The following is a 15,763-nucleotide window of genomic DNA, read 5'->3' as shown; positions in this document are numbered from 1 at the left end:
ATTGTGACTAATTTCTTGGGGAAAACAAAACTATTACAACAAGATTTGGGGAAAAAAAATGAAAAGACTCATTTTGTGTGTTGCGATTGCATCAGCACTGGGCCTCACAGGATGTGGCGAGGACAGTTATAACGAACTCAAGGATAAGACGGAGCCGCTCATCCCTGAATCCCGTATGGTATTCGACCCTGCTAACTCTAAAGTTCCTTTGCCAAATGACCTCCTGTTCAGCGGCACTAAGGATGGTACTTTATCTATACCGGGTGAAAGTTCTGGTAATTATACCGATCCTCAGATTGCACTCGGTGCATTAGATGGATGGTCAACTACGTCGCCCATTTCAATTGATATCGATTTAGCAAAAGATCATGATGGCACCCAGCTCACCCTGATGGCGGCATCTGTTGCCCAGCCGGGCGCGGTAAGAATGTTTGAGGCTACCGTGGGGGGCGCTTTGTCCTCTGATCCTGAGTGTAAAGCCAAACCGTCAGTATCAGCTTGTAAAGTAGGGGCTGAATTACAATTTGGTGTGGACTTTGTTTCTACTGCCTCAGGCAATAAAGTCGTCATTATTCCACTAAAACCGCTTAAAGCGGGTCAGTCTTATATTTATGCGACCACTAAGTTAATTCAGGATTCAGAGGGACGCGGCATTGCCCCTTCAACAACCTATGGTACGTTGAAGATGGATATCAATACGCTGCCTCTAGAAACGCCAGATCAACTGATGTTGCAAACCTTAGTCAATAGTTATGAGAAGGGGATAGCTGCTGCACATAATGTTGATACTTCAACCATTACCTACTCTGGCTTGTTTACCACTCAATCAGTCGCAAATGTTTATGAAACCACAAAACTGTTGATGGCAAGAGGCGCTCCCTATGCACCTAGTTTTGCACAAATGCCGACTCCTACTGGGTTAACTGTGGCTCAGGCTGCGGGATTAAAACCAGCAGATGGTATGGCTTACGTGGTTTCTAGTTTAGCGGATGTTTATACTGCAAAAATTAAACTGCCGATTTACGGTGATTGTTCTTCTGTCAGTTGTTTATCTGCTGAAGGTAAACCACTAATAAATGGGAGTTGGAAAGCCCAAGGCGATAGCCCAGTTTCAGTGCTATTAGCGCTGCAAGCGGGCACCTTAAGTCAAACAAACTTTGGTATGCAGGCTGTCGCTAATGGTATTGCTAACCCTGCTGATGCATTAGCTAATCCTTCGCTAATGGCAGGTAAAACCTGGCTATTAGACGATGGTACTGCGGTTGATAAAACCAAACATTTGACCAAATTTAACCCAATCCCTGCGATTAAAGGTTATGAAACGGTACCTGTACTGATTTCTATGCCTAATGCCACTAAACTCGCGGCCTTCTATCAGCAGCAAGGCTTAACCTTTACACCACCAACGTCAGGCTGGCCAACCACGATTGCGCTGCATGGTTTAGGTGGCGGTAAGGAAATGTCTTTAGCTTATGCGGGTTCTTATGCGGCCATGGGCGTGGCAACGGTAGCTATCGATATGCCTTTACATGGTGCTCGTTCATTTGATGCCAATGGGGATGGTATTTACGAAGTTTCGGCAACCGATCCCTCTTTTGGCAATGTGATTGGTACTCCGGATGCCTTTAAAAATGGTAACCCGTTAGTCTTTGTCAATATCTCAAGCACACTATCTGTGCGAGATAACTTCCGTCAGGCAACCATGGATCACCTTGGCGTGCGTTTAGCCTTAACTGGCTTAGCACAAGGGCTTGCGCAGGCTAATCAACCACAAGTATTTGATGTCTCTAAGATCAGTGCGCAGGGGTTAAGTTTAGGTGCGATTGTGGGAACCGATTTTGCTACCTATGCCAGCACGGGGATGAGAAATCCAACCACGGGTGAAGCCTTACCTAACCCTTATGTGATTAATGCGGCTTCTTTGGTTGCTCCTGCTGGTGGTTTAGCAGGCGCTTTTGCCGGTTCAGCCACCTTCGGTCCCGTACTGTTTAATAATGTCACTGCTTCGGCGACATTCAAAGCTTTAGTCGATAAGGCTAATACGGCAGGATATGAGCCAGGCAGCCCTGAATATGCGGCTTTAGTTCAGGCGGTTTACGCGCAATTTATTCCTACTTTTGCCTTTGCTGTGCAAACGGCGGTGGACTCAGCAGATCCGGTTAACCATGCTGGCATGTTAAAAGCAACAGGATTACCTGTGCACTTAATTGAAGTCGCCGGTGATGGTAATGGTAACTTAGCGGATCAAGTGTTACCTAATAGTGTCGATAACTTCCCATTATCAGGTACTGAACCGCTGATCTCTGCAATGGGTTTACCTTGCGTCGATGCTACGACTAAAGGGCTTGGTGTGGTGCGTTTTGCCAAGGGTCATCATAGTTCTATTGTTGACCCAAGCGAGAAGAGTTCTACAGATGGTATGGCTGCTGCGGCAACGGTAGAAATGCAAACCCAAGTAGCCACCTATGCATCGACTGCGGGTAAAGGTGAGGCCACTATTTACGTCACCGATCCAAGTGTGATCGCGACTTGTCCTAACTAATCCGAGTTAAATCCTAAAAACCCAGCCTTTGCTGGGTTTTTTTATGGCGCTTTAGGCTGTTAGAATAGCGCGCATTAAACCGGATCACCTTAGGTCCCAACGGAGAGTACTTTGGAATTTCTATACGAATATGGCATGTTTTTGGCCAAAGCTGTGACTATTGTTGTTGCGATTGTTGCTGTGATTATTGTCGTCCTCGCGTCCACTGTGAAGCACAAATCGGATAAAGGTGAACTGAGGATCACTAACCTTTCAGAAGAACTGGAAGAACTAAAGCACAGTTTGAAGGAGGAACTGCTGACGAAGAAGCAGTTTAAAGCCTACGAAAAACAGCTGAAAGCAGACGAAAAGGCGAAGGAAAAAGCGGCCGAAGAAGACCACAAAGGCAAGGTTTTTGTCATTGATTTTAAAGGCAGTATTGATGCCGCCGAAGTGGCTTCTCTGCGCGAAGAAATCAGCGCGATTTTAACCATCGCCGAAAAGGGTGACGAAGTTATTGTCAATGTCGAAAGTGGCGGTGGCATGGTGCATGGTTATGGATTGGCATCGAGCCAGCTCGATCGTCTGCGTCAGGCCGAGATCCCATTAACGATTTGCGTGGATAAAGTTGCCGCCAGCGGTGGTTATATGATGGCCTGTGTCGCCAATAAAATATATGCCGCGCCATTCGCCATCGTGGGTTCTATCGGGGTCGTTGCTCAGTTGCCTAACTTCAACCGTTTGCTGAAAAAGCACGAAATTGATTATGAACAACACACAGCCGGCGACTTTAAGCGCACCTTGACCGTCTTTGGCGAAAATACTGACGAGGGCAGACAGAAGTTCCAACAGGAGCTCGAAGAAACCCATGAGCTGTTTAAAGCTTTTGTAACCAAATATCGTCCTCAGCTCGATTTGGCAAAGGTGGCCACCGGTGAACATTGGTACGGTCAACAGGCGATTGAATTAGGCCTTATCGATGCGATTTCAACCAGTGATGATGTGTTAATGCAGTTAGCGGGCGAACGTACCGTGTATAAGCTGCGATATCAGGTGCGCAAGAAACTAGCCGATAAAATCGCCCATGGTGCGTCCCTGTCGGTAAATGCGATTTTTAATCGATTAGTTGAGAAAAATCGTCCCATGTAAGCCGACGCACTGACTTAATACCGATGAAAACGCCTGCGAATATGCAGGCGTTTTTGTTTTGTTTGGGCGCGAAATGAAATAATACATTTTTTTAACATTAAGTTTGGTTTAAGACTATTCAAAATAAGCGAGATCTTATACAACTAATCACCTAGGGAATTAAAAGCTGAACAAATCACATTAAGGATATTCCATGTTACAGCGCGTCGATTACAAGACGAACCTGATGGTAGGCGATCAAACCTATCCCGCATTTGAGCTGCGTAATATTCTCGACTTTATTGCCTCACAGTTAGGCGAAAAAGCCTTACAGCAAGTCTGTGGTCATATTGGTGTTGGCCGGACTGAGCTTAATCATTGCCAGTTTGTCTTTGTCTGGCAGGTGGAATATGCGATGGAGTTTTTACGCTTACAGGGTGGAGATCCCGATATTGGTACTAAATTAGGGCTGAGTTATCGGGTGAGTAGCTTAGATGTATTGTTGCCCCATCTTGCTCAACTTAGCTCATTGCAGGCCTGCTTACAGTTTGTGATTAATCACCCGAGTTTAGTTGGTAGTTTTACTGATTCTTTGGTACGTCTAACAGATGACAGTGTTTGCATTCGTTGGCTTAATACGGGTCGTATTGATAAAGCACAATACGGATTTCAGTTTTTACACAGTATTGGGTCACTATTGGGGCTCGCCAGAGAGCTGACTGGGGAGGCGATAACGCTAAGTCAAATTAATTTGGTTGGGTCAGGTCGAGACTGCCATTTTTTAGAGGAGGCAACGGGTGCGAAAGTGCAGTTTAATTGCGAATATTACGAATGGAGTATTTCCCTTGATTATCTTGCTCTTGCAATAAACTATCCTTTCCCTAAATTTGCAGAGGTAACGCCTTCAGCTTTTACCACCTCCTTTATCGAAACCGTGTTGATAGCGATCCGCGCACATTTTCCCCATGTACTTCATTTAGATGAAATGGCGGCGCAGCTGCATATGAGCGACCGCAGTTTTCGGCGTAAACTTGCACAGCTTGGATCGAGTTATCAGCGTCTCGTTGATCAGGTGCGCTGCCAACGGGCGGTCGAGTTGATTTTAGCCAACAAGCTAGATATTGAGGCGATTGCCGAGACCTTAGGCTACAGCGATGTGAGCCATTTCCGTCAATCCTTTAAGCACTGGATTGGCCATCCGCCAGGGTATTTTAGTCGGCTTAACTGCGGCTAAAGGATAGTGAACTAGCTTAATTGGTTAAAAACGGAAGCGATACTTTAAGGGAAACGGCGCTATCCTATATTCAATTTCATCCTTGTTTATCCCTTTTATTTTTGTTTAACGTCACTCCATTGCTATGCAATGTGAGTGACATTAGGGCGTGTTGACGTTTCGAGATTAGATTTTGTTCGTTCTGGAAAGCACGTGCTCGCGAAACGAGGAATGATGTGTAGTTTACTCAAATGACGAGCGGCTCTTATGACAGAAAGTAAGAGCAAGGGCTTGCCAGACGAACCTTTAGGGCAGCATTTGGCTGGCTTTTCTGCCGCGTTATCGTCCGTTTATGTAGAATAACTACACTGCACGGACTTTGCCTTGCATAAAAGCCAGCCACATTGCTGCAAAAATAACCCTGAAACGTCAACACGCCCTAGTACTACTCAGCACTTTCCTAAATACAATTACCTAAACTCGGTGCCAGTGAATCAATCCATTGACGAATTAATTCAACGCCTTCTTGGTGCTCAAGATTGCGACCGATAGGCGGCATGCGATCTTTCGGTTCAGAGAGCGTTTGGCGATACAGCAAAATCGAATGTTCAGCATTGCCGGGGACAATATCGTAATCAAGTCCTTTCGCACCGCCATCCCATCCCGGAGGCTGCTTGCAGATCCCATATTGATAACTGGTGTGATCAATATAAAAACCGAGGCGTAATCCAGAGATACTGGCAAAGCCTTTAGCGCTATGGCAGTGGGCGCAGTTTACATCTAAATAGCCCTTAGCGCGGGCGGTTAAATCGGCTTGAGGGTTGTCAATTGCATAGGTTTTGGCCACTTGGCTTAACTCGGGTAACTGCTCAAGCTTGCCTTGTTTGGCCCACAGGCTGAGTTGATTGACGATTTGTCCTTGGTCGACGATGTCGCGATTCAATAAGTGGGCTTTAAGGCCAATCGGAATGATTTGGCTGCTGTTATCTTGGTTGGTTTGGTGACAAATTTTGCACTCGGCGCGGCTCGGTATGTTGTAATCGAAGCTTTGGCTTTGGCCTTGGTTAATCAGGGTATGATGCACGCTTGCGCCGGCGGTAAGCAGCTTTGCCTCACCTTGTTGCCATTGATAAACCAGACTTGTCCAACCTTGAGGGCGTTTTATCAATAGCCGCGTTTCGATTAGCGTTTCGTTGGCTATGCCTGTGATAGCCGTATCCTGTGGAAGAGCAAAGGTTTTAACCAGCACGGCGCCAGTTGGAAACTCAAATGCCTCCTGCGCTTGGTACTGTATGCTGCTGCCCGCGGGTAAATAGATAAAGCGGTATTTGCTGGCATAGTTAGAAAACAGCTGCGTAGCGAGCTGATAGCTAAACCCCGGAGTTTGTGGCTGTATGGTTGGGTTAGTTGGGTCGATAAAGAGACCATATTGACTTAACACTGGGCAGTCTTCTGCCATCAAGGCGGGCCAGTTAACTTGCCCTGAAGTATTCACACAAAGGCTAGTTGGTATCGTTGGATTGGTTGGGGTCGTGGGCGGCGGTGTTTGGCCGCTATCGCTGCTTTGGCTGTCACTACCGCCGCAGGCTGTGAGCAGCACAGTGATAATCAACACCAACGAAAGTGTTTGGCGATTTTTCATGGATTATCCGCTCTTTAAGCTGTTGCTTGAAATAAGAAGACCTAAGTTGGTCTTCTCTGTCAGGATGTCGCTCTGTCTTGAAGTGGTAAGCAAGTGGGTGATTACAAGCATGCTTTCACCCACTGTTACGTTAACGCTAGCGTGAGCAGCTTGCTGCAGGTAGACGTTTAATCCATTCGCTGATCAACGCGACGCCTTCATCATGGGCTAAGCTTCGGCCAATTTCAGGCATACGATCGCCCGGAGTCGTGCTTTGCATTCTAAAGTGCAGGATGGACTCAGCGGCATTGCCTGGGACTATATCGAAACCTAAGTTTCCACCGCCATAGGCAACCGGTGATTTACAGGTGCCATGGGAGAAACCTGCATCATCGCTGTAGCCACGCCAGTACTCGAGTTTTAGGCCAGTATTAGAGGCGTTGCCCTCGGGTCTATGGCAATGGGCGCAGTTGATGTCGAGATAACCCTTAGCCGTTTGCATTAATGCTGTATCGCTTAAGCTTGCGACGGTCGCTTCGTCACCATCGTGGTAGGCGGGCACTTGTGGTACTTGGCTTAGGTTGGGCAATCCTTGCAAAATACCAAGGCTTTCCCATTTCAGCAGTTGGTTCATACTGCCGTCTTGATAGCTGAAATTGCGGTTCAAATGGCGCGCCTTAGGACCAATAGGCACAAACACGGCGTTGCTATTGTTATCAGCTTTAAACTGGTGACACTGCTTACATTGGTTCATGCTCGGAACCATGTAGTTAAAGGTCAGACTTTCCCCTTTATGGCTCAACGTTTGGCTGCTAATCGCTCCCGCTTTCGCCAACGTGGCATCGGTTTTATCTGCATTCCACACATAGGGCAGTGCGCTCCAGCCCGTTGGACGATGGATGAGTAAGCGGGTTTCAATCAAGCTCTCGTTGCTAATACCGCGCTTACTGGTATCGCTTGGCAAGGCAAAGGATTTGACGATAACGCTCCCCACAGGGAAATCAAACGCTTCTTTTTCGGAGTAACTGGCTTTTTGTCCCGAAGGTAAATACACAAAGCGATATTTACTGGCGTAGTCAGTAAAGAGCTGCGTGTTGAGATCGTAAGGGACACCACCTGAATTCGGGCCTGTGGTGGGGTTTTTGGCATCACTAAACAGGTTGTAATCCGACAGTTTAGGACAGTTTGCTTTCAGCAGTGCATCCCAACTAACATTTGAGCCAGTCGCTTTACACAGACTTTGATCTCCATCGCCGACTAAACCCCCTTCGCCTTCACCGATAGTACCACCGCCACCGACCAATACGCCGCCATCACAACCTGCGGTATTATCGTCAACCCCGCAGCCAAATACTTGGCCTGCAAAGGTGACGGTATGCACAGGCAGACTCACTTGGGTACATTTCAGCAGGTTGTTCTGGGTTTTCTCGTATTGCACATCGGCGATGCTGATATCCGTATTGCTGTTGGCATAGAGCCGGCCATAGGATACGTTGCCGTTATCACTGGCGCAGACGTTATCGCTACCGTCAGTGGCAAAGGGCGTCTCTTTCAAACCGAGGTAAGCGGCGGTGCCGTTATTAGCAAGCATTTCCCCTAAGCCGTCGTAGAGTACGCCAGGTAACGTGCCATGATTTATGATATAGGCTCGAATAATATCTTGAATTAAATAACCTTTTGGCTTGCTACCATAATCGGTAATTACGTTGTCGTGTAAATAAATATTACGTGGTACAGGACGCCAACCATCCTCAATCGCTTGACCAGGTTGACCATAGTTGCCGACAAAGGAGGTCATATCGGGTTCTGCAATAAAAAAGCTACTCACAGTCACTCCTAGGGTGTCGTGACGGGTAATTTGGTTATTGAAAATTTCCACATCTGCGGTGGATAAAATGATCACTCCAGTGCCTGGCGGCACAATATGCACACCTGCGGGGTTAGCAGAAGCATTGGCGAAGTTCGGCGTGTTGTTGTCATACACTTTGTTGTTGAAAATCCGCACGCTAGAGCCGTATCTGTGGTTATTGATCGGCAAGTCGAACACTAAAATCCCACCCGTATTACCCATCGCTTCATTGTTATACACGTCGGCATATTTGGAGTTTTCGATTTCAATCCCCGCCACGTTTTCTTTGGCGATATTGCGACGCACCACAATATATTGGGACTGCCCAACATAAATCCCCGCATCGGCACTGCCGCGAACATAACTGTCTTCAATCAGAATGTTTTCACATTCAACCGGATACAAACCATAGGCACCATTATCTTTATCGAGTTCGCCTTCCCATACTGCACCAACGCGGCGCAGGATAATGCCGTTAGTGTTTTTAAGTTTGATACCATTGTTTTTTGCCTCATTAACCGACAGATCTTGAATGGTAATGTTGAGAGCGTTTTGCACGAAAATCCCATCTCCCGAGTTCGCTTGGGCGAAATTAAGGATAGTGTCCTTCATCCCGTAGCCCATGATAGTGACGTTTTTGGCATAACTGCCATCCCCATCTACATCGCCATCGAACAGCAAAGTTGAGTCGATATTAAAGGTTCCTTTAGGAAGCACGATCACTGCACCACTTTGCGCGTTAATTAAGGCTTCTTGAATACGCATCGTGAGGTTATCGCCAGCGGGGATTTTGATTGCACCTTCGGGAAAGGTGGGTCCAGTTTCAGGTGGCTGCACCACGGGTGGCGTTACCACTGGGGCGGGATCATCGTCAGAAAAACAACCTGTTAGATTGAATGCCATTAATAGAGCTATGCCTGTAGGCATTAGCCAATTCGCCTTACGATTGGGGTTGCTCGGCAAAAAATGACGCTGTTTGGCTGTCGATTCTTTGCCTGAGAGTGATTGGATTGTCTTGTTGAACATAGGTGCTCCTGCTTTTGTTATAATTTCGTTAACAGGATGCGCTAGGAGCAGGAAAAGGCAATGTGAAATATGGCCAAAATCATGCCGTGTACAGTGAAGGATAGGACATGCAACCTATTCATTTTTTTAGAATGGTTAAGCCAAAAAAGCTGACCACTTAATGGCTGTTTTAAACTATTTTGGGGATATTTAAGCCAGATTAGAACAAAGTGTTTACAAGATGAATAAAACATCATGAAGCGAATGATTAATTAGATTGCCTCTCCAAAATCACTATGTTAAAAATCGTTCGATTAAATAGGGTTGAATAATAAAATAAAGTTAATTTTATTTTAATGTCCTATCAATGCTTATTGTTGATTTTATTTGCAGATTAAACAGCGTTTGGAGAGTAAAATGGGTAGGCGGATCCGTGTGATTATTAGTTTGATAATATTCACAGTCTCGTTGTTTCTGCTATATAACTTAGAGCAGGATTATCAGTTAAATGATATTTTTTTAGAGATTAAACAATTTGCACCATCAAAAATTTTATTAGCGGTTTTATTGACGTTGGTCAGTTATCTACTATTAACATTATATGATTATCTTGCCATTAGAAAACTAAAATCGCCCTTAAGTTATCAACAGATAGCTCCTGTTTCATTTCTGGCATTTACCTTCTCTAATACGATAGGTTTTTCATTATTGACCGGCACATCTATACGCTACAAATTTTATTCTGAATTAGGTTTGAGTGGCAATAATATTACCCAGGTTGTACTCGCTTGTTCAGTGACATTTTTCCTTGGACTTTTCTTTATCTGCGGACTTGCTCTGATTAGTTTTCCTGCAGAGCAACTTTCCGACTTACCGTTGCCAACTTGGTTTTTCTCTCTTAATCGAGTGATTGGTATCTTGATGTTGCTGGGTGTCATTAGCTATTTTGTATTTAGCCTGATCTGGAAAAGGTCTATTCATTTTCGTGGGTTCGAATTGGCACCACCGATTTTTTCCTTATCTCTAAAGCAGTTTCTAGTATCGAGTATTGATTGGATCGTTGTGGGGACATTATTTTACTCTCTACTACCTGAGGTGGATGGATTAAGTTATTTACAGGTCCTTAGCATCTTTTTTGTAGCCAATGCAATCGGGGTGCTTGCCCATGTGCCTGGAGGGATTGGCGTATTTGAAACGGTAGTTACTGTTACCTTATCGCAATATTTACCTGCCGAACAAATTTTAAGTTCAGTAATTATTTATCGATTAATGTATTACATAGTGCCATTTGTTTTAGCGCTGATGTATTTTGTGGCAACCTTAGTATTAACTAATAAGGATAAGTTTTCTAAGTTAAATGTTAATTTACAGATTGTCAGGCAATTATTGCCACCATTATTAAGCATTAGTGTTTTTGGCGTTGGCTTAGTGTTGTTGCTATCGGTTGTTAACCCTTCCATTATTCATAAATATCATTGGCTAGGTGAGATAGTGCCGCTACCAATTGTGGAACTATCAAGTTTGATATTGAGTGCGAGTGCTATTTTACTCTTGCTATTATCACACGGTCTATTTAAACGTTATCAAAAAGCGTTTGAGTTAACGCAAAAACTCTTATTGGTAGCCATGGTGTTTATTGTACTAAAGGGCGCTCAGTGGCAGATATCCCTCGCACTTGGTCTTATCTATTTATTAATGCTGCCCTGCGAGCAGGTTTTTTATCGCCAAGGTTCTATTGTGGGAATTAAATATTCTTTTGGTTGGGCCTTATCGCTGGCTGCGGCATTATTTTTGATGATGTGGGTGCTATTTTTTGCCTATCAGGATGTGGATTACGATCATTCACTTTGGTTTACTTTTTCTCAAGATAGCCATGTGTCCCGTGCATTGCGGGGTGGAGCGGTTGCCCTAGTGATCTTGTTGATTTTTGGCTTTCGCTACGTGTTAGCGATGAGAAGGCCGCAAACCAGTCTATTGGATGAGCATACTTTAAGCTGCGCTATGGATATCGTCGCTAACGCCCCAAGTAGCCACGGATTTCTTGCTTTAGTTCAAGATAAGTCATTGTTATTTAATGAAGATAACGATGCATTTTTAATGTATGCCCGCGCAGGACATTGCTGGGTTGTGATGGGCGATCCGATTGGAAATCCAGATAAATTTGATGATTTACTCTGGCAGTTTAGGGAGTTATGCGATGCTTACGATGGTTGGCCAGTATTTTATCAAGTCACGCAAAGGTATTTACCCCACTTTTTAGAACAAGGGTTGAGCCTATATAAACTCGGCGAGGAGGCCATAGCGCCCTTAGCGGAATTTGATTTACAGTCGAGTAAGTATCGTAGCTTGCGTCAAAGTCATGCGAAGGCTTTAAGGGAAGGGTTACGGTTTAAAATTATCGAGGCCAGTGAAGTGAAGGCCCTATTGCCAACGTTAGAGGTTATTTCTTCGAGCTGGCTTAAGGCGAAGCAAGGTCGAGAAAAGGGATTTTCAGTTGGGTATTTTTCTGCTGCTTACCTGTGCGCCACGCCGATGGCCTTAGTGTATTTAAACGACGAGCTTGTAGCTTTTTCCAATGTGTGGACCAGTGCGGCCAAAATAGAGTTTTCGGTTGATTTGATGCGCTATGAGCCTAGTTTATCGGGCAGTAATATTATGGATTTTTTGTTTACAGAACTCTTGCTATGGGGCAAACAGCAAGGATATCAGCTGTTCAATCTTGGCATGGCGCCCATGTCTGGATTGACTGATAGAGCCTTGGTGCCATTTTGGACTAAGCTTGCCAAAACGGTTTATAAGAAGGGGAATAAATTTTACAACTTTCAGGGGCTTAGAAGGTATAAGGATAAGTTTAATCCAAGGTGGGAGGCTAAGTATTTGATTTGTTATGGTGGGCTCTCTTTACCTGTAGTGGTGGGCAGTCTGGTGACCTTAACGAGTCGTGGTACAACTGGCGTGTTTAAAAAGTAGGTGCGAGATGACGAAATCCTTAATCAAGCTACTGAGCGTTTTACTTTTATGTTCCACTGCTAACGTCTTTGCTGATGAGTTTGCCGATAATCTGGGGCTGACCCTATTGCCTGTCGAATCATCAACTCAGGTAAAAGCTGCGTCATCCCATGCCAAACCACCGTTGGTGATTTTTTTGAGTGGTGACGGTGGCTGGGCAACGCTTGATAAAGCCGTAGGGGGCATTTTGCAGCAGCAGGGCTGGCCTGTCGTCGGCTGGAGCTCGCTGAAATATTATTGGAAACAAAAAGATCCTAAAGAGGTCACCCAAGATACCTTAGCGATTATTGATAAGTACCAGGCGGAATTTGGCACGCAAAAAGTGATTTTGATTGGTTATTCCTTTGGGGCCGAAGTGATTCCCTTTGTGTTAAATGATATGCCCGCTCAATATCGGCAGAATGTCTTGGGCGCTGTGCTGCTTTCTCCTTCACAATCTTCGGATTTTGAAATCCATGTGAGTGAGATTGTCACCTCGGATAACCAATCGGCTCGTTACTTAACCTTGCCCGAAGTGAACAAACAAACCACTGTGCCTATGCTTTGTCTCTATGGTAAAGAGGACGATGCGCCGCTGCATTTATGCCCAGAGGTCAAGCAGCCCAATGTCACTGTGATGGAATTAAGCGGTGGCCACAGTTTTGATGACGATTACGATAAAGTAGTCAAGCTGATAAAAGGTTGGCTGAAGCTAAGTTAGAGGGCTTTAGTGCATGGCATCGTATAAGCGTAATACTTTGGAATAAAAGATAAAAGGGCGCAAATGCGCCCTTTGTTATCGGTCGTGCTACAGCGAATAATTAGAGCTGGTAGCTAATGTGCTGATGGAAGCGCACCACGAGATCTTCACGCTCAGGATCTAGCCCAATCTCGGCGGCAAAGGTTTTCAATGCGGCTTCAACGTTATTCATAAAACGGCCATAGCCTGAGTCATCACAGTCCTTCGCACCCGCGACAATAGTAAAATGCGCGGCTTCGACTAAGTTATCAGCATCCCAGCGGCGAATTACTTGCTGCTCAGTTGCGTTCGGGTCAAAACCAATCATCTGCACTTCGGCCTTGCTGTCGAGTTTTTCAAACTTACTGTTACGCACTAAGGGAGTTAAGCCGTTGGCGATCATAGCCAAGCGCGTTAATTGCTTATTGGTCGCCGCCTTGATGAAATTATCCTCAAGGTGTTGATATAACGGGCTAAAGTCAGTTGCTGACTCTGGTAGTAAACCTTGTTTGAGTTTGCGACTCAGCGGCAGGCTGACGGTGACATAGGTGAGTGAACTGACATTTTCCGGCAGGTCACATTTTCTGGCCTTGTATCTTGGTGCAATGGCTCTGAGTTTATAGCCGTAGGTTTCTTTATTACCTTTTGATTTGGCGAATAAATCATAGGATAAATGCTGGTGGTCGCGGATCTTTACCTTAAGATCTTTAATCGGCAGCTTAGGCATTAATTCGTTTAATAGCTCCCGTACACGGGTATGGAAATTAGCTGAGTTGCTGCGGATTTCATCGCCAGTCGCTAAGAAAACAATACGCAGTTTGCGGGCGCGGTAGTTGTCCGCAGTGAACAGATTTTGTGCCTCGTGATAGGCGGGATTGTAAAAAAACAGAATTTGTTCAGCGGTTTGGAAACAATACGCTTCGGTATGGTAACGCACGACTGGCAGTTTATCGTTAGTGATCACATGGACGTTACGGAGATCGTGTTGTTCTGCCAAGTTAAAAATAATGCGGCTTAAGGTTTGATAACAGCTATGGTAATCGGGGTATTGCGCCAGTAATTCATCCGTGACTTTAATTTCGGCGGTGATGTACTGATTGGTACGAGCTTCCTTGGGTATGTACACTTTTTGCTGATGGCTAAGGGACATATTGACTCCTTGTTGGGTTAACCATTTGCTAACACGAATTTTACTGTTTATCTCAGGCGTTAATGTTGCGTTGGAGCATGTTTTTATCGCTTAAATACAAGTTTACATCAGCAAGCTGTTTATTAGCTTAAAATTGCAGCGATTTTATTGAGTTAAGGCTTTTTCAATCCAAGGTTGCATCCAAGTGGCAATCTTCTCTTGGGCCTTTTCATTGGGATGAATACCGTCTCTTTGCATCAACTCTGGATGGGGTGCGACCTCCTGCATAAAGAAGGGGATAAGGTCAATATCCTCATCTTTTGCAATCTCTTGATACACTTGGGTGAACTTTTGGCTATAGCGAGGGCCATAGTTAGGCGGTACCATGATTTCGGTCAGTAGCACTTTAGCACCGCTATTTTTGGCTAGGGTAATGATTTGGGTTAGGTTATTTTTGAGTTGCGTCGGGGGGAATCCACGTAGACCATCGTTACCACCGAGTTCGACTACTACCAAATCGGGGGCAACGGAATCGAGCAGCGCAGGCAAACGACGCAAACCGCCCGCTGTCGTTTCACCGCTCACCGAACCGTTGGTAAATTCATGCTCGGGTAAGTTTTTTTGCAGCAGCGCCACCCAGCCTACTTGTTCCGACATGCCATAGCTGGCACCTAAGCTATCGCCGAGGATCAACACTTTCGCCGCCTGAACTGGCGTGGTTATAAATAGACTTAACAGGATGCAGGCGCTCACGGCCTTTGCCATAGGCTTGCATCTTAGCAATTGACGCAAGAACGATTTGTATAAGAAGGATCCTATGTCTAACGTCGTTTCAAAAAATAGTGCCATTAATGTGGTTAACCTCGAAAAATCGGTGACTACTCAGGAAGGTTCGCTCACTATCCTCAAGGGCATTAACTTAGATGTCAAGCAGGGCGAAAGTGTCGCGATATTAGGACCCTCCGGCTCGGGTAAATCGACATTGCTTGGCTTACTCGCCGCGCTCGACACCCCAACGGCGGGGGAGATTTGGCTCGATGGCCAGGCCCTATCACCGCTCAATGAAGAACAGAAAGCCGCGCTGCGTAAGCAAAAAGTGAGCTTTATTTTTCAATCTTTTATGTTAGTTGATACCTTAACCGCCCTTGAAAATGTGATGCTACCGGCCGAGCTTGCCGGGGTTAAAAATGCCAAGGAGAAGGCCGAGGCCATGCTGGGGCGCGTGGGGTTATCCCACCGTTTGACTCATTTACCTAAACAGTTATCCGGCGGTGAGCAGCAAAGGGTGGCCATTGCCCGCGCCTTTATTTGTGAACCTAAAGTGCTATTTGCCGACGAGCCAACCGGCAATTTGGACAGTGTTAACGGCCATAAAATTGCCGATATGTTGTTTGAGCTGAACCAAGAAAGCTACACCACGCTCATCCTAGTCACCCATGACTTACAACTGGCGAAGCGTTGCCAAAGGCAACTGGTTATGGACAACGGCCACTTGCAGGAAGAGTTGGATTCGGCCCAATCGCACAATGTGAATGACAACCTTGAATTAAGCGCCAAGGAGGCCTAACCC

Annotated in this window: 10 protein-coding genes; 6 read left to right on the top strand and 4 right to left on the bottom strand. The window is 45.5% G+C overall.

All coding sequences use genetic code 11. The features are described 5' to 3' along the window. Positions 1-58 precede the first annotated feature (58 nt). The 3 genes from HG547_RS11320 to HG547_RS11310 all read left to right on the top strand — a co-directional run bounded on the left by HG547_RS11320 (position 59) and on the right by HG547_RS11310 (position 4,883). Entirely contained in the window at positions 59-2,542 is a 2,484-nt protein-coding gene (locus tag HG547_RS11320) for a VolA/Pla-1 family phospholipase (protein WP_169547879.1), read from the top strand. Between the two features lie 111 nt (positions 2,543-2,653). Next, positions 2,654-3,670, top strand: a complete 1,017-nt coding sequence (gene sohB / locus HG547_RS11315; protein ID WP_144345170.1) for a protease SohB — start codon at positions 2,654-2,656, stop codon at positions 3,668-3,670. Positions 3,671-3,863: 193 nt separating this feature from the next. Beyond that, complete coding sequence (locus tag HG547_RS11310) at positions 3,864-4,883, top strand: AraC family transcriptional regulator (protein WP_169547878.1); 1,020 nt, start codon at positions 3,864-3,866, stop codon at positions 4,881-4,883. Positions 4,884-5,322: 439 nt separating this feature from the next. On the opposite strand, the gene HG547_RS11305 is transcribed toward HG547_RS11310, so the two are convergent. Together HG547_RS11305 and HG547_RS11300 are read right to left on the bottom strand one after the other, a co-directional pair. After that, entirely contained in the window at positions 5,323-6,504 is a 1,182-nt protein-coding gene (locus tag HG547_RS11305) for an SO2930 family diheme c-type cytochrome (protein ID WP_169547877.1), read from the bottom strand. A 136-nt stretch (positions 6,505-6,640) separates the two neighbouring features. Then, positions 6,641-9,358: an SO2930 family diheme c-type cytochrome gene (locus HG547_RS11300; RefSeq protein WP_169547876.1), complete on the bottom strand. Its 2,718-nt coding sequence runs from the start codon at positions 9,356-9,358 to the stop codon at positions 6,641-6,643. 396 nt (positions 9,359-9,754) lie between these two features. On the opposite strand from HG547_RS11300, the gene mprF reads away from it, so the two are divergent. Further along, the gene (gene mprF / locus HG547_RS11295; protein ID WP_169547875.1) at positions 9,755-12,307 is read left to right on the top strand and encodes a bifunctional lysylphosphatidylglycerol flippase/synthetase MprF; all 2,553 of its coding nucleotides are present in this window, start codon (positions 9,755-9,757) and stop codon (positions 12,305-12,307) included. A gap of 7 nt (positions 12,308-12,314) precedes the next feature. Then, positions 12,315-13,046 carry an AcvB/VirJ family lysyl-phosphatidylglycerol hydrolase gene (locus tag HG547_RS11290; RefSeq protein ID WP_140907281.1) on the top strand — a complete coding sequence of 244 codons (732 nt, stop codon included), beginning with the start codon at positions 12,315-12,317 and terminating at the stop codon, positions 13,044-13,046. 100 nt (positions 13,047-13,146) lie between these two features. On the opposite strand, the gene HG547_RS11285 is transcribed toward HG547_RS11290, so the two are convergent. Together HG547_RS11285 and HG547_RS11280 are read right to left on the bottom strand one after the other, a co-directional pair. Beyond that, positions 13,147-14,214, bottom strand: a complete 1,068-nt coding sequence (locus HG547_RS11285) for a DUF3083 family protein (protein ID WP_037419975.1) — start codon at positions 14,212-14,214, stop codon at positions 13,147-13,149. A gap of 144 nt (positions 14,215-14,358) precedes the next feature. After that, positions 14,359-14,958 (bottom strand): arylesterase, encoded by a 600-nt coding sequence (locus HG547_RS11280; RefSeq protein ID WP_169547874.1) that lies wholly within the window; start codon positions 14,956-14,958, stop codon positions 14,359-14,361. Positions 14,959-15,010: 52 nt separating this feature from the next. Here HG547_RS11280 and HG547_RS11275 point away from each other — a divergent pair, with 52 nt between their 5' ends. Then, positions 15,011-15,760, top strand: a complete 750-nt coding sequence (locus HG547_RS11275; protein ID WP_047537023.1) for an ABC transporter ATP-binding protein — start codon at positions 15,011-15,013, stop codon at positions 15,758-15,760. The last annotated feature ends 3 nt before the right edge of the window (positions 15,761-15,763 follow it).

This window comes from Shewanella sp. DNRA4, assembly GCF_012843185.1.
Taxonomy (GTDB): domain Bacteria; phylum Pseudomonadota; class Gammaproteobacteria; order Enterobacterales; family Shewanellaceae; genus Shewanella; species Shewanella xiamenensis.
The sequence above is the reverse complement of the archived record's forward strand: the minus strand, read 5'-3'. Positions and strand labels throughout refer to the sequence as shown.